The organism is Extensimonas soli, assembly GCF_029211265.1.
Taxonomy (GTDB): domain Bacteria; phylum Pseudomonadota; class Gammaproteobacteria; order Burkholderiales; family Burkholderiaceae_C; genus Extensimonas; species Extensimonas soli.
Map to the genome: position 1 here is coordinate 13,314 of NZ_JARGEL010000026.1, position 22,127 is coordinate 35,440.

20 protein-coding genes, 1 tRNA gene and 1 pseudogene are annotated in these 22,127 nt (G+C 65.7%); 12 read left to right on the forward strand and 10 right to left on the reverse strand.

Features of this window, described 5'->3' with window-relative positions:
* Positions 1-73: 73 nt before the first annotated feature.
* The 4 genes from bktB to PYV55_RS12425 form a co-directional block, all read right to left on the reverse strand.
* Positions 74-1,258, reverse strand: a complete 1,185-nt coding sequence (bktB, locus tag PYV55_RS12410; RefSeq protein WP_275851676.1) for a beta-ketothiolase BktB — start codon at positions 1,256-1,258, stop codon at positions 74-76.
* A 152-nt stretch (positions 1,259-1,410) separates the two neighbouring features.
* Positions 1,411-3,132 carry a PhoH family protein gene (locus PYV55_RS12415; RefSeq protein WP_275851679.1) on the reverse strand — a complete coding sequence of 574 codons (1,722 nt, stop codon included), beginning with the start codon at positions 3,130-3,132 and terminating at the stop codon, positions 1,411-1,413.
* 160 nt (positions 3,133-3,292) lie between these two features.
* Positions 3,293-3,781 (reverse strand): peroxiredoxin, encoded by a 489-nt coding sequence (locus PYV55_RS12420; protein ID WP_275851681.1) that lies wholly within the window; start codon positions 3,779-3,781, stop codon positions 3,293-3,295.
* A 199-nt stretch (positions 3,782-3,980) separates the two neighbouring features.
* Entirely contained in the window at positions 3,981-4,421 is a 441-nt protein-coding gene (locus PYV55_RS12425; RefSeq protein WP_275851683.1) for an Mth938-like domain-containing protein, read from the reverse strand.
* A 188-nt stretch (positions 4,422-4,609) separates the two neighbouring features.
* Here PYV55_RS12425 and PYV55_RS12430 point away from each other — a divergent pair, with 188 nt between their 5' ends.
* From PYV55_RS12430 to moaD, 8 genes are all read left to right on the forward strand, one after another.
* A complete protein-coding gene (locus tag PYV55_RS12430) occupies positions 4,610-5,848 on the forward strand; it encodes a pyridoxal phosphate-dependent aminotransferase (RefSeq protein ID WP_275851684.1) in 1,239 nt (412 codons plus the stop codon).
* A 68-nt stretch (positions 5,849-5,916) separates the two neighbouring features.
* Positions 5,917-7,275, forward strand: coding sequence for a homoserine dehydrogenase (locus PYV55_RS12435; RefSeq protein WP_275851687.1), 1,359 nt, complete (start codon positions 5,917-5,919; stop codon positions 7,273-7,275).
* A 74-nt stretch (positions 7,276-7,349) separates the two neighbouring features.
* Entirely contained in the window at positions 7,350-7,622 is a 273-nt protein-coding gene (locus tag PYV55_RS12440) for a type II toxin-antitoxin system Phd/YefM family antitoxin (RefSeq protein WP_275851690.1), read from the forward strand.
* A gap of 12 nt (positions 7,623-7,634) precedes the next feature.
* Positions 7,635-8,066, forward strand: coding sequence for a type II toxin-antitoxin system VapC family toxin (locus PYV55_RS12445; protein WP_275851693.1), 432 nt, complete (start codon positions 7,635-7,637; stop codon positions 8,064-8,066).
* Positions 8,067-8,090: 24 nt separating this feature from the next.
* Entirely contained in the window at positions 8,091-9,521 is a 1,431-nt protein-coding gene (gene thrC / locus PYV55_RS12450) for a threonine synthase (RefSeq protein WP_275851696.1), read from the forward strand.
* Between the two features lie 74 nt (positions 9,522-9,595).
* The gene (mobB, locus tag PYV55_RS12455; protein ID WP_275851699.1) at positions 9,596-10,159 is read left to right on the forward strand and encodes a molybdopterin-guanine dinucleotide biosynthesis protein B; all 564 of its coding nucleotides are present in this window, start codon (positions 9,596-9,598) and stop codon (positions 10,157-10,159) included.
* A complete protein-coding gene (locus PYV55_RS12460; RefSeq protein WP_407066801.1) occupies positions 10,156-11,508 on the forward strand; it encodes a molybdopterin molybdotransferase MoeA in 1,353 nt (450 codons plus the stop codon). The genes mobB and PYV55_RS12460 overlap by 4 nt, the downstream gene beginning before the upstream one ends.
* Positions 11,505-11,786: a molybdopterin converting factor subunit 1 gene (moaD, locus tag PYV55_RS12465; protein ID WP_275851701.1), complete on the forward strand. Its 282-nt coding sequence runs from the start codon at positions 11,505-11,507 to the stop codon at positions 11,784-11,786. The genes PYV55_RS12460 and moaD overlap by 4 nt, the downstream gene beginning before the upstream one ends.
* A 239-nt stretch (positions 11,787-12,025) precedes the next feature.
* On the opposite strand, the gene PYV55_RS12470 is transcribed toward moaD, so the two are convergent.
* The gene (locus PYV55_RS12470) at positions 12,026-12,787 is read right to left on the reverse strand and encodes a 3-hydroxyacyl-CoA dehydrogenase (RefSeq protein WP_275851704.1); all 762 of its coding nucleotides are present in this window, start codon (positions 12,785-12,787) and stop codon (positions 12,026-12,028) included.
* Between the two features lie 198 nt (positions 12,788-12,985).
* On the opposite strand from PYV55_RS12470, the gene PYV55_RS12475 reads away from it, so the two are divergent.
* Both PYV55_RS12475 and PYV55_RS12480 read left to right on the forward strand, forming a co-directional pair.
* Positions 12,986-13,059 (forward strand) — tRNA-Gly (locus PYV55_RS12475).
* A gap of 238 nt (positions 13,060-13,297) precedes the next feature.
* Positions 13,298-15,151, forward strand: coding sequence for a tyrosine-type recombinase/integrase (locus tag PYV55_RS12480; RefSeq protein WP_275851706.1), 1,854 nt, complete (start codon positions 13,298-13,300; stop codon positions 15,149-15,151).
* Positions 15,152-15,198: 47 nt separating this feature from the next.
* Here PYV55_RS12480 and PYV55_RS12485 read toward each other — a convergent pair whose 3' ends face one another.
* The gene (locus PYV55_RS12485) at positions 15,199-15,825 is read right to left on the reverse strand and encodes a substrate-binding domain-containing protein (RefSeq protein WP_275851708.1); all 627 of its coding nucleotides are present in this window, start codon (positions 15,823-15,825) and stop codon (positions 15,199-15,201) included.
* 106 nt (positions 15,826-15,931) lie between these two features.
* Here PYV55_RS12485 and PYV55_RS12490 point away from each other — a divergent pair, with 106 nt between their 5' ends.
* Complete coding sequence (locus PYV55_RS12490) at positions 15,932-16,231, forward strand: helix-turn-helix domain-containing protein (RefSeq protein WP_003282197.1); 300 nt, start codon at positions 15,932-15,934, stop codon at positions 16,229-16,231.
* Positions 16,232-16,262: 31 nt separating this feature from the next.
* Here PYV55_RS12490 and mobH read toward each other — a convergent pair.
* The 3 genes and pseudogenes from mobH to PYV55_RS12505 form a co-directional block, all read right to left on the reverse strand.
* Positions 16,263-18,092, reverse strand: a pseudogene (mobH, locus tag PYV55_RS12495) (MobH family relaxase); the annotation flags it as partial.
* Between the two features lie 202 nt (positions 18,093-18,294).
* On the reverse strand, positions 18,295-19,215 hold the full coding sequence (locus PYV55_RS12500) for a nucleotidyl transferase AbiEii/AbiGii toxin family protein (protein ID WP_045786225.1): 921 nt from the start codon (positions 19,213-19,215) through the stop codon (positions 18,295-18,297).
* Positions 19,208-19,966, reverse strand: a complete 759-nt coding sequence (locus tag PYV55_RS12505; RefSeq protein WP_181817645.1) for a type IV toxin-antitoxin system AbiEi family antitoxin domain-containing protein — start codon at positions 19,964-19,966, stop codon at positions 19,208-19,210. The genes PYV55_RS12500 and PYV55_RS12505 overlap by 8 nt, the downstream gene beginning before the upstream one ends.
* Positions 19,967-20,195: 229 nt before the next feature.
* On the opposite strand from PYV55_RS12505, the gene PYV55_RS12510 reads away from it, so the two are divergent.
* The gene (locus tag PYV55_RS12510) at positions 20,196-20,558 is read left to right on the forward strand and encodes a DUF3742 family protein (protein WP_425314432.1); all 363 of its coding nucleotides are present in this window, start codon (positions 20,196-20,198) and stop codon (positions 20,556-20,558) included.
* Positions 20,559-20,586: 28 nt separating this feature from the next.
* Here PYV55_RS12510 and PYV55_RS12515 read toward each other — a convergent pair whose 3' ends face one another.
* The gene (locus PYV55_RS12515; RefSeq protein WP_203787847.1) at positions 20,587-22,119 is read right to left on the reverse strand and encodes a conjugal transfer protein TraG N-terminal domain-containing protein; all 1,533 of its coding nucleotides are present in this window, start codon (positions 22,117-22,119) and stop codon (positions 20,587-20,589) included.
* Between the last annotated feature and the right edge of the window lie 8 nt (positions 22,120-22,127).

A 22,127-nucleotide genomic window follows, 5' to 3' on the forward strand; every position in this document is an offset into this window, starting at 1 on the left:
CAAAGCCAAAGGGCGCCGGCAGCTACCTGCCGGCGCCCTTTGGGGTGTGGCGTGTGCCAGCCGATGGCCTGCGTTACATGCGTTCAAAAATTGCCGCGATGCCCTGGCCGCCGCCGATGCACATGGTCACGAGCGCGTAGCGGCCCTGGATGCGCTGCAGCTCGTACAGCGCCTTCACGGTGATCAAGGCGCCCGTTGCGCCAATCGGGTGGCCCAGCGAAATGCCCGAGCCGTTGGGGTTGACCTTGGCGGGGTCGGCACCCAGGCCCTTGGTGACGGCGCAGGCCTGCGCGGCAAAGGCCTCGTTGGCTTCGATGACGTCGATCTGGTCGAGCTTGATGCCGGTCTTTTTCAGCAGCATCTGCGTGGCGGGCACCGGGCCTATGCCCATGAGTTTGGGCTCCACGCCGGCGTGCGCGTAGCCCACGAGGCGCGCGAGCGGCTTGGCGCCGCGCGCCTTCGCGGCGCTGGCTTCCATCAGCACTACGGCGGAGGCGGCGTCATTGATACCGCTGGCATTGGCGGCGGTGACGGTGCCGTTTTCCTTCACGAACACGGGCTTCATCTTCTGGAAGTCCTCGAGCGTGGCGCCGGGGCGGAAGTGCTCGTCTTTCTCAAACGCGACTTCGCCTTTTTTGCTCTTCATCATCACGGGCACGATCTGGCCCGCGAAGCGGTTTTCGGCCCAGGCGCGCTCGGCGCGGTGGTGGCTCTCGAGCGCCAGCGCGTCCTGGTCTTCGCGCGTGATGCCGAACTCTTTGGCTACGTTTTCGGCCGTCACGCCCATGTGGATGGTGTGGAAAGGGTCGTGCAGCGCGCCGACCATCATGTCCACCATTTTGGTGTCGCCCATGCGCGCGCCCCAGCGCGTGGCGAGCGAGACGTAGGGCGCGCGGCTCATGTTCTCGGCACCGCCGCCCACGGCCACGTCGTATTCGCCGAGCAAAATGCCCTGGCTCGCGCTCACGATGGCCTGCAGGCCCGAGCCGCACAGGCGGTTGACGTTCATCGCGGGTGTTTCTTTGGGGCAGCCGCCGTTGATCGCCGCCACGCGCGAGAGGTACATGTCGCGCGGCTCGGTGTTGACCACGTGGCCGAACACCACGTGGCCCACGTCCTTGCCCTCGACCTGGGCGCGCGCGAGCGCCTCCTTGAGCGCGGTGGCGGCCAGATCGACGGTGGGGATGTCCTTCAGGCTACCGCCAAAGGTGCCAATGGCGGTGCGCACGGCGCTGACGACGACGACTTCACGGGTCATGTTCACTTCCTTCAATGATGAAAATATAGGCAAAAAAGGTGTTTTACGCAGTATCTACGGGCGCTAGCAGCTATCGAAAAAAGAATGGTGCAAGCTGCCGGCGCACCCTGCCTCTTTGCGCTGAGGGGCTCTGAGCATACTCCGCGCAGAAATCACAGCACCTCGCTCGCGAAATCGGCCAGGCGCGAGCGTTCGCCGCGCGCGAGCGTGATGTGGCCGCTGTGCGGCCAGCCCTTGAAGCGATCCACGGCGTAAGTCAGGCCCGAAGAGCCTTCGGTGAGGTAGGGCGTGTCAATCTGCGCGAGGTTGCCCATGCAGATGATCTTGGTGCCGGGGCCGGCGCGCGTGACCAGCGTCTTCATCTGCTTGGGCGTGAGGTTCTGCGCTTCGTCGATGATCACGTATTTGTTCAAAAAGGTGCGCCCGCGCATGAAGTTCATGCTCTTGATCTTGATGCGGCTGCGGATCAGCTCGTTGGTTGCGGCGCGGCCCCATTCGCCGGCGTTGCCGCCATCGCCCTTGGCGAGAAATTCGAGGTTGTCGTCGAGCGCACCCATCCACGGCCCCATTTTTTCCTCTTCGGTGCCGGGCAGAAAGCCGATGTCCTCGCCCACGCTCACGGTGGCGCGGGTCATGATGATCTCGGTATAGCGGCGCTCGTCGAGCACCTGTGTGAGGCCCGCAGCCAGCGCCATGAGCGTCTTGCCCGTGCCCGCCGTGCCTGCGAGCGTCACGAAGTCGATGCTCTGGTCCATGAGCAGATTCATCGCGAAGTTCTGCTCGCGGTTGCGCGTGGTCACGCCCCAGACGGCGTTTTTGGCCGAGCCGTAGTCGGTGAGCGTTTGCAGCACGGCGCTTTTGTCGCGGATTTCGACCACGCGCGCGAACAGGCTGGGCTCACCCGGGGCCTCGAAGTGGACGAACTGGTTGATCAGCAGTTGCGCCACCAGCGGCCCGCCGATGCGGTAGTAGGTGTGCGCGCCGTTTTGCCAGCTCTCGATGTGCTTGCCCGCGCGGCTCCAGAAGTCGGGCGGCAGCGCGAGCACGCCGGCGTAGAGCAGGTCCCCGTCCTCGAGCACCTTGTCGTTCTGGTAGTCCTCGGCGGTCAGGCCCAGCGCACGTGCCTTGACGCGCATGTTGATGTCTTTGGAAACCAGCACCACCTCGCGCGGCGCGTGCAGCTTGCGCAGCGCCTCGACCACGCCGAGGATCTGGTTGTCGGCCTTGCCCGGCGGCAGGCTGGTGGGCAGCGGGTAGTCGAGCGGCGCGGTCTGGAAGAACAGATGCCCCTTGGCCGTGCGCTGGCCCGTGGCGTCGAGGCGCAGGCCCAGCGCCATGTCGCCCGCGTGCAAGGCGGCCAGCGCGTCCAGCGTGCGGCTGGCCTGGCGGCCGTTGCGCGCAACCTCGGTCGTGCCCTTTTTGTGCGCGTCCAGCTCTTCGAGCACGATCATGGGCAGGAAGATGTCGTGTTCCTCGAAGCGGAACAGGCTGCTCGGGTCGTGCAGCAGCACGTTGGTATCGAGCACGAAGAGCTTGGCCGGGCCTGAGGCGCGGCGTTTTTTCGGTGCGGGTGCGCTGGCCGCGGCCGGCGCCCTGGTGGCAGCGGGGCCATGCGCCGACGGTTCCTTGCGGCTGCCCGGGCGCGCAGCGCGCGCGCGCGGGGCGGCGGGCGTTGGCGCCGTTTCGGGCGCGCGGGATGAAGTGGGTGCGACGGGCGCAGCGGGTTGCTCCGCGGGTGCGGTGCTTGGCACGAGCTGCAGGGCGGGGATTGTCTCGGCACGTGCGGCGGGGCGCACTGCCGCGGAGGCAGGGGCGGCCAGGGTTTCAGCGGTCAGACGGTCGGCGCGGCGGCGCGGGGCAGGGGGCAGGGGCATGGTGGGATGGGGGTGAGGAGGGGGAAAGTGGCTCAAAAAACAAAAAGCCGCCAGGAAACCCCGGCGGCTGGAAGGAGGAGAGGACGCAGAGCAGTGCTCAAGTGCATTGAACCATTATGCCTACGGTTCGTGAACAGGCTCGTAAACGACTCAGCAAGACTCAGGCGGCTTTTTTGTTGAGCGCCTTGACGGCCTTGACGGCCTTGAGCACTTCATCGACATGGCCGGGCACCTTGATGCCGCGCCATTCTTGCAGCAGCACGCCGTCGGGGCCGACGAGGAAGGTGCTGCGCTCTATGCCTTTGACCTTTTTGCCGTACATGATCTTGTTCTTGACCACGCCGAACATGTGGCACATTTTTTCTTCGGTGTCGGCGATGAGTTCGAACGGCAGTTCGAGCTTGGCCTTGAAGTCTTCGTGCGACTTCATGTTGTCGCGCGACACGCCGAACAGTGCCGCGCCGGCCTTGACGAAGTCTTTGTATTTGTCACGGAACTGCATGGCCTCGGTGGTGCAGCCCGGCGTGTTGTCCTTGGGGTAAAAATAAAGCACCAGGATTTGGCCCAGGTGCGAGGTGTTGGATACCTGGATGCCGCCCGTGGCGTTGGCTTCGAATTCAGGCAGGAGTTTGTTGACAACGATCGCCATGGCTTTCAGTCTCTCTGGAGGTAGTCGTTGGAAAGCCGGGAGCACATAAGAAGGCTGGAATTCGAGGCAGGAACCCAAAGCACCATCCCCCGGCCGCAATCCGCAATTTTACCGCGGAAAGCTTTACAAACAAAGCTTTACACCGAATGGCAGGCCCGTCGGCGCGCGCGGCATGGTGCATGGCGCCAGCGGGTTTTCGTCATGTCGCCGGCGCTTCGAGCACCAGCGCCGCAACCACTTTGCGCCCTTCGTGGGCGAGCACGTTGTAGGTGCGGCACGCGGCGGCCGTGTTCATGGTTTCCAGCGCCAGGCCCAGGGCCACGAGTGGCTGCAGCCAGGCTGCAGGGACGAAGCGGTGGCGGTTGCCGCTGCCCAGCAGCAGCACTTCGACGGGGCGCCCGGCGGCCTGCGCCGCAGGTGGTGCCGCAAGGTGCGCGGCAAGGTGCGCGGCAAGGTGCGCGGCAAGGGTGGCAAAGTGGGCCGGGCCGAGGTCTTCAAAGCGCGCGCAGTCCCAATCCAGGCGCAGACCGTCCGAGCCGAGGATGACGCTGTGGGTGATTTTTTCGCTCTCGACGGCGATCCAGCCGGGGCCGTAGCCGCGGATGGTCTGTGCTTCGGAGCGTTCGGGCGCGAATTTCATGGGCAGTTCGTGGGTGCGCGAGGGGGCGGCGCCAAAGGCGTGCGCTGCAGTGAAGCGCCGGGGGCGGATAGCGATCGTGCAGTAGCGGCAAAATCGACCGATCCGGCCGCCGATCTATGGTCAAATTATAGGTTTTCGGCGCTTTTGCCATCGTTTTGGGGCTGCCGCCCCTGGATTGCCGTCCGCTTATGAAAATCATCCAGAAATCCGCCAAGCTTGCCAATGTGTGCTACGACATCCGCGGGCCCATCATGGACGCGGCGCGGCAGATGGAAGAAGAGGGGCACAAGATCATCAAGCTCAACATCGGCAACCTGGCGGTGTTCGGCTTCGATGCGCCCGAGGAAGTGCAGCAGGACATGATCCGCAACCTGCCGAACTCGGCCGGTTATTCGGACAGCAAAGGCATTTTCGCGGCGCGCAAGGCCGTGATGCACGAGACGCAAAAGCTTGGCATCGCGGGCGTCACGCTCGACGACATTTACCTCGGCAACGGCGCGAGCGAGCTCATCGTGATGGCGACCAACGCGCTGCTCGACAACGGCGACGAGCTGCTCGTGCCCTCGCCCGACTACCCGCTGTGGACGGCGGCCGTGAGCCTCTCGGGCGGCACGCCCGTGCACTACCTGTGCGACGAGGGCAACGGCTGGATGCCCGACCTCGACGACATCCGCCGCAAGATCACGCCCGCCACGCGCGGCATCGTGGTCATCAACCCCAACAACCCCACGGGCGCGCTCTATGCGCCCGAATTGCTGCAGGGCATCGTGGCGCTGGCGCGCCAGCACGGCCTCGTGATTTTTGCCGACGAGGTCTATGACAAGGTGCTCTACGACGGCGTGCAGCACACGCCGCTGGCCTCGCTGAGCCAGGACGTGCTCACGCTGACCTTCAATTCGCTCTCCAAAGCCTACCGCTCGTGCGGCTACCGCGCGGGCTGGCTCGTGGTGTCGGGCGACAAAAAGCCCGCGCGCGACTACATCGAGGGGCTCAACATGCTCTCGAACATGCGCCTGTGTTCGAACGTGCCGGGGCAGTGGGCGATCCAGACGGCGCTGGGCGGCTACCAGAGCATCAACGACCTGGTCAAGGAAGGCGGGCGCCTGCGCAAGCAGCGCGATCTGGCCCACGAGCTCATCACCGCCATCCCCGGCGTGAGCTGCGTCAAGCCGCAGGCGGCGCTGTACATGTTTCCGCGCCTCGATCCGGCGGTCTATCCGATCGAGGACGACCAGCAGTTCTTCCTCGAGCTGCTACAGGAAACGCGCGTGATGCTGGTACAGGGCACGGGCTTCAACTGGCACGCGAGCGACCACTTCCGCATCGTGTTCCTGCCGCACGAGGACGACCTGCGCGAGGCCATAGGGCGCGTGGCGCGCTTTCTGGCGCAGTACCGCAAGCGCTGCGGTACCGACAAGATGCTCTGATGCTTTTGTTTTGATAGCTGCTCGCGCTTGTCCATCAAGCGCTGGTGGCATTTTTTAGGGATAAACCAATGAAACCCATCCAAGTAGGTCTGCTGGGCATAGGCACTGTGGGCAGCGGCGTGTTCAAGGTGTTGCGCCGCAACCAGGAAGAAATCCGCCGCCGCGCCGGGCGCGGCATAGAGATCACCATGGTGGCCGTTCGCGACGTCGCACGCGCCGCCGAGATCGTGGGCGAGGGCGTGGCCGTGGTCAGCGATGCGCGTCAGGTGATCGCGAACCCCGCGATCGACATCGTGGTCGAGCTCATCGGCGGCTACGGCATCGCCAAGACGCTGGTGCTCGAAGCCATCGCCGCGGGCAAGCACGTGGTCACGGCCAACAAGGCGCTGCTGGCCGTGCACGGCAGCGAGATTTTCGCGGCCGCGCAGCGCCAGGGCGTGATGGTGGCCTTCGAGGCCGCGGTCGCGGGCGGCATTCCCATCATCAAGGCGCTGCGCGAAGGGCTCACGGCCAACCGCATCGAGTGGATCGCCGGCATCATCAACGGCACCACCAACTTCATCCTCAGCGAAATGCGCGACAAGGGACTGGACTTTGCCGTGGTGCTCAAAGAGGCGCAGCGCCTGGGCTACGCCGAGGCCGACCCGACCTTCGACATCGAGGGCGTGGACGCCGCGCACAAGGTCACCTTGATGAGCGCGATCGCGTTCGGCGTCCCGGTGCAGTTCGACAAGGCCTACATCGAAGGCATCACGCAGCTCGCTGCCACCGACATCCAGTACGCCGAGCAGCTCGGCTACCGCATCAAGCTGCTGGGCATCACCAAGCGCACGGACAAGGGCGTAGAGCTGCGCGTGCACCCCAGCCTGGTGCCCGCCGCGCGCCTGATCGCGAACGTCGAAGGTGCGATGAACGCCGTCATGGTGCAGGGCGACGCCGTGGGCACCACGCTCTACTACGGCAAGGGCGCGGGCAGCGAGCCCACGGCCAGCGCCGTGATCGCCGATCTGGTCGATATTGCACGCCTGCACACCGCCGACCCCGAGCACCGCGTGCCGCATCTGGCCTTCCAGCCGCACACGCTGGACGCCGCCATGGACAGCCTGCCCGTGCTGCCCATGCGCGAGGTGGTCACGGCCTACTACCTGCGCCTGCGCGTAGCCGACCAGGTGGGTGTGCTCGCCAAGGTCACGGGCCTGCTGGCCGAGGCCGGCATCAGCATAGACGCCGTGCTGCAGCGCGAGGCGGACCAGGTGGGCGGGCAGGAGCCGACTTCCGCCCAAAGCCCCGCCGTGCCGCAAACCGACCTCATCATCCTCACCCACGAAACCCGCGAAGGCCTGATGGACGCCGCGCTCGCGCAGATGCAGCAATTGCCCACCGTGCTCGCGCCCATCGTGCGCATTCGCAAGGAGGAGCTGGCCTGATGCAGACTCCGCAGGTCTGGCACTGAGCGGTTCTGTCTATAATTCAGGTCATTCTGTCCATAAAAGGTGCTGTCATGACTACCGTCTGGCAAGTGCAAGAAGCCAAGAGCCGTTTCAGCGAGTTGGTCGAGTGCGCCCAGCGCGAGGGGCCGCAGCTCATCACGCGGCACGGCCGGCCGGTGGCGCGCGTCGTTGCGCTCGGCGATGACGACACCGCCGGCACCGAAGCCCAGAGCGACGACGGTTTCGTCGCGTTTCTGCTGAGCGCCCCCAAGCTCGAGGGCGGCTTGCCCGCCATGCCGCGCAGCGCAGAGGCCGGGCGGCCGCCGCTTTTTGGCGAGCAGTGAGCGCGGGTTCTGATGCGCTACCGTTGGCTGCTCGACACCTGCGTGCTCAGCGAGGTCACGCGCCTGCGGCCCGATGAGGGTGTGGTGCGCTGGCTGCGCGCGCACGGGCAAGGGGCGGCGGTGGCGGCGGTTTCTTTTGGCGAAATCCACTATGGCCTGGCCTGTCTGCCCATGGGTGCCAAGCGCAACCAGTTGCAGGCCTGGGCGTTATCGCTGGCGCAGCAGTTTGCCGGGCGCGTGCTGGTGACGGATGAGGCCGTGTGGCGGCACTTTGGTGAACTCAAAGCCTCGCTGCGCGCGCTCGGGCGCATGCAGGACACGCTCGACATCCTGATCGCCGCAAGCGCCATGGCGCACGGCTTGACTGTGGTGACGCGCAATACGCGCCATTTCGAAGACATGGGTGTGCCCTTGCTCGACCCGTGGACGGCGCCAGCACCTTGATTTTTGCTACTTGTTTTTCACCCTATGCACTACCTCTCCACCCGCGGTGACGACACACCGCGCAAGTTTTGCGACATCCTGCTCGAGGGGCTGGCACCCGACGGCGGGCTTTACATGCCTGCGCACTACCCGCAGATCGACGCCGCGCGGCTGCGGGCGTTGCGCGCGGTGTATCGCGAGCAGGGCTACGCGGCGCTCGCGTTCGAGCTGCTGTCGCTTTATATAGACGACATTCCCGCGCCCGACCTGCGCCGCCTGTGCGAAAAAACCTACACGCCCGAGGTGTTCGGCACGCGCGCGATCACGCCTCTGAAAAAGCTAGAAGACGGCTTTTACCTCGAAGAACTTTCGAACGGCCCCACGCTCGCCTTCAAGGACATGGCCATGCAGCTGCTGGGCAACCTGTTCGAATACGAGCTCGCGCGCCGTGGCGAGGCGCTCAACATTCTGGGCGCGACCAGCGGCGACACCGGCAGCGCGGCCGAATACGCGATGCGCGGCAAGCGCGGCATCCGCGTGTTCATGCTCAGCCCGCATGGGCGCATGAGCCCGTTCCAGCAGGCGCAGATGTTCAGCCTGCAGGACGCCAACATCCACAACCTGGCGATCGAAGGCGTGTTCGACGACTGTCAGGACATCGTCAAGGCCGTGAGCAACGACCTGGACTTCAAGCGCCGCTACCGCATAGGCACCGTCAACTCGATCAACTGGGCGCGGCTGCTCGCGCAGGTGGTGTATTACTTTGCGGGCTACTTTCAGGCCACGGCATCGGAGAGCGAAAAAGTCAGCTTCAGCGTGCCCAGCGGCAACTTTGGCAACGTCTGCGCGGGCCACGTGGCGCGCATGATGGGCTTGCCCATAGACCGTCTGGTGGTGGCGACGAACGAGAACGACGTGCTCGACGAGTTCTTGCGCACCGGCGTGTACCGCGTGCGCGCGAGCCGCGACACGCACGAAACCAGCAGCCCCAGCATGGACATCAGCAAGGCGAGCAACTTCGAGCGCTTCATCTTCGACCTGCTGGGGCGTGACGGCGCGCGCGTCAAGGCACTGTTCCAGGACGCGCTCGCGCAGCACGGGCAGTTCGACCTGAGCGCCGATCCGGCCTTTGCCGAAGTGCGCGAGCGCTACGGTTTCGTGAGCGGCAAGAGCACGCACGCAGACCGCCTGGCGACGATCCGCGACGTGCATGCGCGCGGTGGCGTGACGATCGATCCGCACACCGCCGATGGCGTCAAGGTGGCGCGCGAATACGTGCAGCCGGGCGTGCCCATGATCGTGCTCGAAACCGCGCTGCCCATCAAATTCGCCGCCACCATCCGCGAAGCGCTGAGGCACGAACCTGACCGCCCTGCGCGCTTCGAAGGCATCGAAAACCTGCCACGCCGCGTGCAGGTGCTGCCGGCCGAGGTGCAGCGCGTCAAGGACTACATCGCGCAGCATTGCGATTCATGATGAAAAACGGCTTTTTTGCAGATATATCAAGCGCAAGTAGCTATTAAAAATATAGTTTCCAGAGGGCGCAAGGCATGAAAGTCGTCGGCTTTGCCGGGTTTTCCGGCGCGGGCAAGACCACGCTGATCGAGCAGATCATTCCCGCGCTGCGCCAGCAGGGCCAGCGCGTGTCGGTGGTCAAGCACGCGCACCACAGGTTCGACATCGACCATCCGGGCAAGGACAGCTTCCGCCACCGCGCGGCGGGCGCCTTCGAGGTGCTGGTGGCGTCGGATCAGCGTTTGGCGCTGCTGCGCGAATTCGAGCAGCCCGTGCAGCTCAGCGTGCACCAGCTGCTCGCCGAGCTCTACGACGGTGTGGACTGGGTGTTCGTCGAAGGCTACAAGTGGAGCGATCTGCCGAAGATCGAGGTTTGGCGTCCTGCGCAGCTTGGCGAAGCCGAACGCGCCGTGCTCTACCCGCACGACATGTTCGTCGTCGCGGTCGCAACCAACGCGCCCGAGCGCCTGCCCGAGCCCACGCAGCGGCCCGTGCTGCCGCTCGACGCGCCGCAACAAGTCGCGCAATGGCTGCGCACGCAGGCCGAGCGTTTTGATTACGATCCAGCCCGTCACCTCGCTGGCAAGCTCCCCGCATGACGATGAAACACCCGCCCTTGAAACCTTTCGACGAGGCTCTGGCCGAGTTGCTCGCGTGCGCCACGCACTTGCCGGGCCGCGACGCGGTCGCCACCTGGGACGCCGACGGCCGCGTGCTGGTGGCGGACGCCGTTTCGCCGCTGCACGTGCCGCCGCAGGACAACAGCGCGATGGATGGCTACGCGCTGCGCTGTGCCGACGTGCCGGCTGCTGGCGCCGTGCTGCGCGTGGCCCAGCGCATTGCCGCGGGCAACAGCGGCCTGCCCCTGCAGCCGGGCACCGCGGCGCGCATCTTTACGGGCGCGCCCGTGCCGCCGGGCGCCGACGCCGTGGTGATGCAGGAAGATTGTGAGGCGCTGCCGGGCGCCGCTGAGGATGCAGGCGAGGGCGCCGGGCCGGCAAGCGCGGGCACATCCACCTCGGCGGATGTGTCCACCTTGGGCCGCGTGCGCATCCACACCGTGCCCCAACCGGGTCAGGCCATACGCCGTGCGGGCGAGGACATCGCGCGCGGCGCCGTGGTACTGCGCGCGGGCACGCGCCTCACGCCCGCGGCTTTGGGCCTGGCGGCCAGCATAGGCATGGACAAGTTGCAGGTGGCGCAGCGCCCGCGCGTGGCTTTGTTTTCCACGGGCGACGAGCTCGTCATGCCGGGCGAGCTGCCCCCCGAGCGCATGCCACCCGGCGCGATCTACAACAGCAACCGCTTCTTTTTGCGCGCGCTGCTGCAGCGCCTGGGCTGCCACGTCACCGACCTGGGCATCGTCCCCGACCAGCGCGACGCCACCGTGGCGGCGCTGCGCACGGCGAGCGCGCAGCATGATTTGATTTTGACCAGCGGCGGCGTCTCGGTGGGCGAGGAAGACCACGTCAAGCCCGCGGTGCAGGCGCTCGGGCGGCTCGATTTGTGGCAGATCGCGATCAAGCCGGGCAAGCCGTTCGCCTATGGGCACATCGACGCGGCCGCACAAGGCGGTGCTGCGAGCGGCGCTGCGGGCACAAGCGGCCCCACGCATTTCATCGGCCTGCCGGGCAACCCGGTGTCCAGCCTCATCACCTTCATGCTGCTCGTGCGGCCGTTTTTGCTGCGCCTGCAAGGCGTGGCCGACGTGCAGCCGCGCTTCATTGCCGCGACGGCGCACTTTGACTGGCCCAAGGCCGACCGGCGGCGCGAATTCGTGCGCGTGCGGCGCAACGACCAAGGCGGGCTGGACTTGTTTGCCCACCAGGGCGCAGGCGTGCTCACCTCGACCGTGTGGGGCGACGGCGTGGTCGATGTGCCGCCGGGCCAGACCATTGCGCGCGGCGACACGGTGCGCTACCTGCCGTTCGCGGAGCTGATGGCATGAGCGCGTCTGCACTGCAACCCGCGGCCAAGCGCGTCACCGTGCGCTACTTTGCCGCGATCCGCGAAGCGCTGGGGCAGGGCAGCGAAAGCCTGCAGACCGAGGCTGCCACGCTGGGCGCGCTGCGCGACGCACTGATCGCGCGTGGCGGCGCCTACGCCGAGAGCCTTGCGCGCAGCCGCGCCGTGCGCATGGCGCTCGACCAGACGCTCGCGAGCGAGGACGCTGCGCTGCACGATGGCGCCGAGGTGGCTTTCTTCCCGCCCGTCACGGGTGGCTGATTGCATATAAAAATAGCCTCTAGGAGCCTGTCGGACTTTGGAATCGTCGGCTGCGAATGCGCCGCAGCGGCCCATTTTTTACCGTCTTCTTGCCCCATAGTCCCGCTATGGGGCTGCGAATCCGGCAAAAACTGGTCTCGCTGGGGCGCATTCTCGCTTTCGACGCCCAAAGTGCGGCAGGCTCCTAGCGCCCGTGTATCAAGCGCTGAAGCTATCAAAAGATTAGCAATGCGGGATTTTCAGCGCGGTGCCATGCGGATCGCGCCGTCAATGCGGATCACTTCGCCGTTGAGCATGTCGTTTTCGAAGATGTGCTGCACGAGCTTGGCGTAATCGTCGGGGTGGCCCAAGCGGCTCGGGAAGGGCACGCTCGCAGCGAGCGAATCGCGCACGTTCTGCGGCAGGCTCATGAGCAGGGGCGTGCCGAAGATGCCGGGCGCGATGGTCATGTTGCGAATGCCGTCGCGCGCCAGGTCGCGGGCGATCGGCAAGGTCATGCCGACCACGCCGCCCTTGGACGCCGAATACGCGGCCTGGCCGATCTGCCCTTCGAAAGCCGCCACGCTCGCGGTCGAGATCATCGCGCCGCGCTCGCCGGTATCGGCGTCGGGTTCGTTCTTGCACATGGCCTCAGCCGCGAGACGGATCATGTTGAAGCTGCCGATCAGGTTCACCGTGATGGTCTTGGTGAACGCAGCCAGCGGGTGCGCGCCGTTCTTGCCCACGGTTTTTTCTGCAGGGCCAATGCCCGCGCAGTTCACCAGGCCCATGAGCTTGCCCATGGACACCGCCTTGGCGACCACGGCCTGGCCGTCGGCCTCGCTGCTCACGTCGCATTTCACGAAAGCGCCGCCAATCTCCTTGGCCACGGCTTCGCCCTTTTCCACCTGCACATCGGCGATGACCACCTTGCCTCCCTGCGCCGCAAGCCGCCGCGCCGTGCCTTCGCCGAGCCCCGATGCGCCGCCCGTGACGATGAATACCTTGCCTTTGATTTCCATGCTGAAAAGTCTCCGTCGAGTGAGTGAAAAAACGCCGCAGCGATGCGGGTGCGGCAGATTATCGGGCATGGCCGCAGGCCCAGCGCCGCGCATGAGGCCGCGGTGCGCATAGCGCGCATGCTTATAATCGGCACCCTCTCGGACAAGGGCGCCCAGGCAAGTTTTCTGCTGGGCTCTTCAATGTCTGACGTATCTCTCGCGGGCGTCGTTCAATGGCAGGACCTGAGCTTCCCAAGCTCAAGACGTGGGTTCGATTCCCATCGCCCGCTCCACTGCATCAATCTGCGGACTTCCGCAGAAGTCCAAGAGAGCCTGCAAGTCGTTGCTACACAAGGACTTTTCCTCTCTTTGACGTTCTGCCGCGGTCCACTGCGATCCGCCTACAGCCGGGACTTTTAAGTCCACAAACAAGTCCATTTTTGCGGGTGCGGCTGATTCCGGATTGTTGATGGAGGGGCGAGGTCGACGTGACCAGCATCTGGTTCCTGACTCATGTTCAGGAGCAAGAGCATGGCACTCTCAGACCTGGCCGTTCGGCAGGCCAAGGCAACTGGCAAGGCATACACCCTCCCTGACTTGGATGGCCTCTCCCTGGCCGTCACCGCTGCCGGGGGCAGGACTTGGCACTTCCGCTACTACTGGGCGGGCAAGCAGAAGCGGATGTCGCTCGGCACCTACCCGGAGGTGACGCTTCGCGAGGCCCGCAGCCTGCGCGACGAAGCGCGCGCCCTGCTGGCCAAAGGCACCAATCCTCGCGTTCACCGCAAACAGAAGCGCACCGCTGTCCGGCTCGCCGACGAAAACACCTTCGAGGCGGTGTATCGCAAGTGGCTCAAGCATCGCGGGCTCAGCCTCAAGGAAGGCCGGCAGACGACCCTTTCGATACTTCCGCGCATCTTCGACAAGGATGTGTTGCCCACCTTGGGCAAGCGGTCGATCTATGAGATCAAGCGTCCCGACCTCTTGGAGGTCATCGCCAAGATCGAGAAGCGCAGGGCGCTCTCCGTCGCCGAGAAAGTCAGGACGTGGTTCAACCAACTGTTCCGTTACGCGCTGGTGATCGTGCCGGGTCTGGAGCAGAACCCTGCCTCCGATCTCGATGTGGTGGCGCTGCCACTGCCACCCGTCAACCACAACCCGTTCCTGCGTATGGCCGAGCTGCCGAAGCTGTTGCAGCGGCTGCGCAGCTATCGCGGCAGGCGGCAGACCCAGCTCGGGCTGCGGCTATTGCTGCTGACCGGCGTGCGAACCGGAGAGCTGCGACAGGCGACGCCGGATCAATTCGATCTGGACCGTGGGCTGTGGACCATCCCGCCCGACGTCGTGAAGCAACTCCAGTTGGATATGCGCAAGAAGCGGAAGCAGCCGAAGGACATCCCGCCCTACATCGTGCCGCTGTCGATTCAGGCCATGGAGATCGTCCGGCACCTGCTCGATGAGTTCAAGCCGGCCCAGCGCTACCTGTTTCGGCACGACAGCGACTTGAAGAAGCGCATCAGCGAGAACACGCTCAATGGTGCGCTCAAACGCATGGGCTACCAGGAACGCCTGACCGGACACGGTATCCGCGGCACGATGTCCACCGCGCTCAACGAGATCGGCTACCCGAAGGTCTGGGTGGATGCACAGCTCTCGCATGTCGATCCCAACAAGGTCAGCGCGACCTACAACCATGCCGAGTACGTGGAGCAGCGTCGCCGCATGATGCAGGACTGGGCCGATCGGCTCGACCTCTTCGAGCAGAACCAGGTCGAGGCGGCCAGCATGCCGCTCACCGTGCATCTGGAAGGCGTGCCCGCATTCCCGAGTGAGCAAACCGCAAGCGCACCCTCTACGCCGGTTGCCGCTTCGCCAATCCTGCTCGTGACGAAGCCGGGTGACGCCATGCCGTTGGTTTCTGCCGCCGCACATCGGCTGCCGGCGGTTCCGCCCCCTCGATCGGCCGCGCCGCTGGTGCCTTCGGACATTCAGCGCGAGCGGATGGAGCTGTTTGATGTCTTCGAGGCGCCGCACAACCTCCCCGTCGCTGCGTTTGCCAAGATGGCGGGCAAATCCCGCAGGTGGATCAGCTACGAGATCAAGGCGGGCAACTTGCTGGCGTTGAACGTGGGCAACCGCGGCCAGCGCGTGCCGGATTGGCATCTCGACCCACTCAAGCACGAGCTGATCCAGTCCGTCCTGAAGCTGACCAGGGGTGCGGACCCTTGGCAGATCTACCATGCACTGCTGCAACCGCGCTCGATGCTGAGGGGGCGTTCGGCACTGGAGGGCGTGACGGCCGGCAATCTCGACAAGCTCGTCATGGCAGTGAGCACAGCCGTGAAGGAAAGCGAATGGACCCCGCTGCGGGTCGGGGTTGCCTAGCAGCAGGAATGCGGGATCGTGGCGAAACCGCGATTCCCGCGCGTCTGTCAGGACACCAAGCGCGCGCGGCGGGCGAATCTTGCCTGGGTGTCCGACAAGGAAGCGTTGCGGCGCAGCAGGTAAGCCATCACGATCGTTGGTGCGCCGGCCAGCGGCCGCACGGCGATGCCTCGGCGTAGGTAGCTCGCCAGTCTCGCGGCAGGCGCAATGGCGATCCCGTACCCGGCGGCCACCAGCGTCATCGCCACATCGAATGTCTCCACCGTTCGCTCCCGCTCCTGCAGCGCGTTATCGAACACGCGCTGCACGGTCTTGCGCCATGGTTCATCGGCCGTGGACTGCGAGCAGATCAAGGGCTGCTTGAGCACTTCCTGGCACGGCACTTCACGGTAGGCCAGCAGGTGGGAGCGCTTGGCCACGGCGACCGCCAGCGTGTCATGCCACAGCGGCTCGCATACCCAGCCAGGCCACTGCCGGGCAACCGCAGACAAGGCGAAGTCGAAGCCGTCGCCCGGCAGCTCCGCGCCTCGACCGGGATCTGTCCATCCGGCCAGGACGGCATGAGTCTCCGGCTCTTCGGCGCGCTGCAGGGCGAGCACGTCGGCGAGCTGGGGAGGCACCCATTCGCCGAGGACGGCCATGCGAATTTCGGCGGTGATGTCACTCGATTCCACGTCCAGCTCCCCCCAGGCGGTGAACTCGTGGCAACTGATCTCGAAGCCGTTGAATGAGTTAAGTTTAACGTGGTTTAAATCGTGACCGTGTTCGACGCTCTTGGCAATGCCAAAGCGTTCGATCCAAAGGGGCCGCCCCACCGGCACCACTACCTACGAAGCGGAACCAGCCATCGCGTTTGGGGCTGCCGTGCGGGAAGAAAGAACCAACCAGGGTATCGCTCAGGAAACGCTGGCCCACATGGCCGGCATCGAACGGTCGCACATGGGCAAGATCGAGCGCGGCGAGCATGTCCCCACGCTCCCTCTCATCCTCAAGATCGCCCGTGCGCTGAAATGCAGTTCCGCCCACTTGATGACTCTGACCGAAGCCAAGCTGGCGGAGTCGGCCCCATCCGCGGATTGAAGCCGGCCTGCACAGCGGTCGCATGCCTCACCTGATCGTCGTCCTTGCCCCCAAGGGCTGAATCTTCGCGCTTTGCGGCCTCGTTGAGGAGCCGCAGGTATGGGTTGTCTGGCGGCGTCTCCTGGAGCAGCGCATCCGGGCTGACGAGCAGGTAGCCGTGCAGCCGGCGCGACTTGCGCGGCCCCGTGACTTCGCAGGTCCAGATGTTCAGCCCGCTCGGCTGCTTGCGGTGCTGTCCCAGCTTCTCGAAGCGCTTCTGTACCCACTGCCACCCCTCCAGCTTCTCCTGCTTGGCCAGCGCGGCGACTTGAAGGTACTCCTGCGCGTAGCGCTGGAACACGCCGGGGCTGACGAGGTAGGTCGTACCGGCGACGGTATGCACCAGGGCCTTGGCGTCGTTGATGATGAGCTTGCGCGTCTGGATGCCCTGACGCAGCCAAGCCATGAAGTGCGCCCCGGAGGGCTCCGCGCGATCCTGGGAAGGCGCGAGGCTCATCTGCGGCGGGGGCACGGTCGAAGGGGCCGGCTCGGCCTCGGCGATCTCCGGCGCTGTGGGTGGAGCAGTGTCGCCCAGCAGGTCGAGCAGCGCGGCCACGCCGGTATCCGTGGCTGTGGATGCGATCGGCGCCGTGCTCGCGGGTGCAGCTTCGGTGCCTTCCACGCGCGGCCCATCGGCAACCGCCTGCGCCAGCGGCGGCGGCTCCGCTTGTTCCTCTTCGACCTGCACAAGGCCTGCGAACGGCGCCGGCCGGTCGGCGGCATCCCAGATCATCGCCGGCGAGAGTTTCAGGAAGGTGAAGGCGTGCGACCAGCCGGCGTCGCTGGTGACGGTAGCCTTCCAGATCGCCTTGCCATCCGGCGTCGGTTGCACGATGCCGTGATCCTGCAACACGTTGAACACCGCCGTATTGCTCGCCGGGATGCCGTCGAAGCCCTGCGACAGCAGATGTGCGCGCAGCTTGTCGGAGACGGTCTTGCTCACCAGCCACAAGGCGTCTTGTGTCAGCCAGCCGTCCGCCGGGCCGGCCTGGTTCAACTTGAACGCTTCCTTGAGCAGGTAGCGCAAGCCGTCGAGCAATTTGCGTTGCAGCGCATGCTTGGGCGCCGCCAGCGCCTTGCTGGGGTCGCCGCCGAGTTCCTGGGCGACCGATGCCTGGTCGGCCTGCACGACCAGTTCGCCGAGCGTGCCGGCGTGCTCGTACTGGCCGGCCAGCACGTACAGCAGCGCGGCCCAGAGGTCGGGATAGCCGCTGAGCCAGTCGAAGATGTCCCGATCGAGAAGGCGCGCGTAGAGCAGCCCGGTGGCGGCGCTGTGCAGGCGGTACTCGCGCTCCTTTCGGTAACGGAAGCGGTAGGGCTTTCGCAGCGGGCCGTGCCAGGGATGCCAGACGCTGCCATCGGCATGCTCGACGTGTAGATCGACCGCAATCTTGCCGATGTCGTGCAGCAGGGCCGCGTAGGCCGTGCCTGCGGTCCAGGCTTCGGCCTGGGCCGCCTGTGCCTCCGGCGTGACGCCCGCAGGCAGCAGGTATGACTGCCGCAGCTTCAGCGCATAGGCGACGATCTCCAGGCCGTGGTCCAGCATGCCGCCCGGATAGGCGTGGTGGTGGTTCTCGGAGGCCGGGAACTGCTGGACCAGCTCGGCGTAGCGCTCCAGTGGGGCGAGGTAGAGCGTGGCGAACTGCCGGCGCGAGAGCGATGTGCGCTGCCAGATGTGTTCCAGCAGTTTCTGCCGGCGCGGCGTGGCCAGCAGCGATGCGGCCGACTCCGGCCGCATCGACCCTTTCGGAGTTTCGATGGCGGAGGTGGGCGGCGTGCCGGCGGTGGGTGGCACCCGTTTGCGCTGGAACAGCGAGAGCATGGCGAACCCCGGATGACGGGCTGCTCGGGGCGCCTTTTGGCCTTTTCAGGATAGGGCCTTTCCCCTTGGCACCCTTCCTTTGCCCCTTCCCAGCCCTTTGGCCTTTGTCGGAAGCCTTTGGGTATAGGGCCGCTGCTTCGCGGGTGCCACGATGAATGCGGCATGGGGCAATCCCGGCAAGTGGGGCGCTGCGGGACGTTCGTCAGCTCTGGCCCAAGCCGGTGTCGAGGGCGGCGGATTGCGCTGCGAAGTCGTCGGGACGGCGCTTGCGGAAGGTTTCGAGATTGCTCAGCTTCCAGCGCAGTGCCGGCAGTTGAGCGGCGTGTTGGCATTGCACCAGCGACCAGTCCGGTTCTGCGCGCACCAGCCCGCTCAGAAACTGCTTGTGCGCGGTGCTCAGTCGCTGTGGCAGTTCGCGCCGCAGCCTGGCGCGAGCATCGAGCAGCATCTCCAGGGAGCAGTCCACTTCCGTCATGCCGACAAAGGCCCGCTCGTACTCGCCGGCGATGTCCTTGTCGTTGCCGAACAGCACTTCGTGGGGCGGCCGGTTGTGGCCCGCCAGATAGATCACGAAGCACTCGACCATGCCGTCGCTGATGTCGCCCGATTCGTAGAGCTGCCACACGTCGAACAGGTCGCGGGGGTGCTGTCGATCCAGCGCGGCCACCAGCTTGCTGGCGTACAGCTCGTCCGGTGCCAGAACCGGCAGCTCGAACTCGACGCCGAACAGATCGCTGGTCTTGGCGCTCAGCGGCCGCCGCTCGACGGGCAGCACGCTGCCGCGGAACACGACATTGACCTCGATCTTCACCTGGCTGGCGTCGTTCTCGACGATCAGCTTGGTGTCTCCCAGGTCCTTGGCGCGAACCAGGCGTGTCTGCACGCCCAGTGGTGCAACGCGCGTGGCGATGGCGGCCAGCTCCTGGTTGATGGCTTGCAGCGCTTCGTCGCGCGGCGTCTGCCACGGGAGGTACACCACGTCGATGTCCACCGACAGGCGCGGCATGTCCCGCACGAAGAGGTTGATGGCCGTGCCGCCCTTCATGGCGAAGATGTCGTTGGCGAACACGTCGGGCGCGACGGCCAGCAGCAGGCGAACGGTGTCCGCGTAGGTCTTATCCATGAGGTCTCAGGCTCAGCAAGGTGCCGTCATCGAGCCGGCTCATCCAGCGCGTGTTGCTGCCGGTGCGAACCGGGTACTGCTCCAGCAGGGCATCGACATCCACGAGGCTGGTCTCGCGCGCCCAGGTCAGGAACAGGCGCACGGCCTTCACGCTGGCGCAGCAGGACAGCAGTTGCCCGAGCAAGTCCTTGCGGGGGGAACGCAGTCCATCAAAGACGTTGCGGGCCTCTTCGAGGCTCTGCTTGACGCCGGCTTCGTACAGCAGCTCCAGAACGGCACGCTCGGAGGCAGCCACCCGCAGATCCTCGGGCAGGCCAGGCGGCGTGGTCAGGGTCTTGCTGGCCAGCGCCGTGTCCGGCCAGTCGAACAGGCGGGCGTGGACGTAGCGGGCCGGAAAGCGCGAGGTGAACCAGGCCGGCAACGCGAAACGACCGTCGCCCCACAGCACCAGCGCCTCCCGGCTGCCCAGGTTGTGCTGCACCCCCTGCAGGGCCAGGGCGCTCTTGCCGCCGACGTGCAGGCCGGGCACGCGCTGTTGCAGGAACTTCAGCGCACCGTAGACCCCGAACTCATCGTTCGGGAAGGCATAGACGCCATGGGCCAGGCGCACGAGCCACCCGCCGTCGGCATAGTGGGCGGCGAGCTGGGGCGACACCCCGAACTGGCTCAGGGTGGCAAGGTCGAACGGCGCCCCACGGGAGAGTCCCGCCTGCAGTCGCTTGATTACCTGGTGCCGAGAATTTCCATCCATGCTATAAAAATAACACAGAATCCAATCGACCCCTAGAGCCATTGCAAGAACGTGCATGGAAAGTAGCATAAGGTTTTATTTATCGCGCAGAATCTAATCGACCTACGACCCGAGCCAACCCGGCTCTGCCGGCCGCAACCCGCCCTCCTGATCGCGGTCTATGCTGGAGGGCAGGCCACGACCGGCCGCTCCGCGAGGTGAGGCACCACTGAAGCCGAGGCATATGAGCATGACCACCAACACGCACAACGGGCGCTGGAGCCACCGGCTGGGCCGGGGGGCTGGCCGTGCCTGGCGTGGATACCTGCGCCGCGAGCAGCGTGTCGCCGGCTGGCTGGTGACGCGCGGGGTGCCTGCGGGCGCGACCACGGCGGTGCTCTGGATCGTCAAGCTGGCCGTACTTGGCGTGCTGCTCTGCACCGTATCCTGGCTCGTCCTGCTGCTTGCCTTTGCGGTGGTCGCCGCATGGCTCGCGCGGAACGCCGATGCGGATGATGAGAACCAGCCAGAGTGGCGTGAAGGACACTCCGGCCATGGTCTGTACGACAAGAACGAGTGGCGCCACGACATGGGCGACTCTGACGAGTCGTAGCTGCCCCATCGGTGCGAAAGGATGCGCCTTACTTCGCGCCGCCTTTCGACGCAGCCGTCATCGCAAGGCGAGAGCCACTACCTCCAGCCGCCTTTGCGTCGCCGGTAGCGACGGTAAGCGCTCCAAGAATATTGCCTGCCCGTACACCAGCCCAGGCCAGTGCCATCACCCAAAACGTCGGCAGCACGATGAACATCATCGCCATGACGAAGTTGAGCAGCATGTCGCCAAAGGCGTTGTTCAAGCCGATCAGCGGATCGAAGTTCGTGTGCGGCCTGTCCGCGCCAAACCCCCAGCCGTAGAGCGCATCCAGGATCGTGCTGTCTATCCAGCGCGCGAGCTGGAACCAGAAGTCCACGAAGAACAGCGCGAACTGGACGCAGCTCACCGTCACCACCGTCTTCAGGTCGTAGGTGCCGATCAGCAGCACCAGCGGGATGCAGATGACGAGCGCCATCTTGAGCATGGTCAGCACCATCGGCAGCGCCTGGCGCACCACGTCCATCGCCGGAAAGAAGCCCAGCGAGCCGACGGTCAGCCCCAGGTCGCTCGCGCCGCGCGTGACGATGTTCGGCAGCGTCTTGTCGATCTGGCCGCCGTAGTCGGTGTAGACGGCGCCCTGGTTCATCTTCTGCTGCCTCGGCGAGACCACGGCGCGGATCACCGAGTCATTGACCTCGCTCTGCGACAGGAAGCCCACCCAGCGCCCGATGCGGGTCAGCAGGTCCGGGTCGACCTGTGCCAGCAGCCGGCTGCGCAGTCCCTGGCCGCCATCGGCCCACCACTGCCGGCAGGACGGATAGCCGCCGCCGCTGTCCACCTGTGCCAGCCCCGCATCGCGGGTCGCGTCGTAGGGCCAGGCCGTGCGTGGGGTCTTGGCGCGATAGGTGTCATAGAAGCCGGGCGTGTCGAGGAAGTAACTCGACCCGATCCAGGTGACGTCGTTCATCTGCTCGTCGGAGAGCGTCGGCCGGTTCATGAACAGCTTCGCGCGCGACGGCCCGTAGCAGTCGTGCGTGAAGTCGGCGACCTCCTGTGCCAGCACCGGATCATCGATGCGCGTGGCATCGACATCCATGCGAATCTGACGCAGGTCGGTGCCGCAGGGAATCGCCGCTACCGCGGCGCCCGTCACGGCTTTCGACAGCGCGTGCATGAAGAACCACCACACCGGCACCAGCGCGCTCTGGTCGTTGAGCGCCGTGTAGACGTTGGCCCAGCCCGTGTCGTTGGGTAGCGGGACGCTGACCTGGCATTGCGCGGAGCGCGTGGTGTCGAACCTGATCGTGGCGAGATCCACCGGGATGAACGGGATGCCGGCGAACATGATGACCACGATCGCCACCCACACCCGGTTCTCGATGCGCATCGACGACAGCACGCCCTTGTTGCCCTCGTCCGCACCTTCGCTGCGGGCCTTGAGCCATTCCTGAATCACGATGGCCACGAACGGCAGCGCGAACACGCCGCTGGCCACGAGGATGCTCCAGATGCCGTTGTTGACCACCCAAGCCACCAGGGTCAGGTAATACTCCAGGTAGTCCGTGGTGTAGAGCGTCATGCCTGCCT